The sequence below is a fragment of the Kordia jejudonensis genome, assembly GCF_001005315.1.
Taxonomy (GTDB): domain Bacteria; phylum Bacteroidota; class Bacteroidia; order Flavobacteriales; family Flavobacteriaceae; genus Kordia; species Kordia jejudonensis.
Map to the genome: position 1 here is coordinate 1 of NZ_LBMG01000209.1, position 396 is coordinate 396.

Genomic DNA, 396 nt, shown 5'->3' on the forward strand with positions numbered 1-396 from the left:
ATTTCGCCCAATTCTATACGGTAACCGCGTATTTTGACTTGGTCATCTTTTCTTCCTAAGTATTCTAATTCGCCAGCGGTGTTGATTTTTGCCAAATCGCCACTACGGTAATATTTTCGTGTGTTGTTGCCGATTGTAATGTCTACAAATCGTTCTTTTGTAAGTGTGTCTCGGTTTAAATATCCTCTTGCCAAACCTGCGCCTGTGATGTACAATTCGCCTTGTACGCCCGTTGGCACTAGTTTTTGTGAATCGTCTAAAATGACACAACCAAGTGTCGGAATTGGAACACCAATATTACTCTGATTGGATTCGATTTCCTTCTCCGTGATTTCTTTGTACGTTACATGCACCGTGGTTTCTGTGATTCCGTACATGTTGATCATTTTACAAGCT

Annotated in this window: 1 protein-coding gene; it reads right to left on the reverse strand. The window is 40.9% G+C overall.

Annotated elements, in window-relative coordinates:
• Window positions 1–377, reverse strand: a 377-nt coding sequence (locus AA089_RS23350) for an AMP-binding protein (protein WP_316936963.1), incomplete at its 3' end; no start/stop codon positions are given.
• Window positions 378–396: the final 19 nt, after the last annotated feature.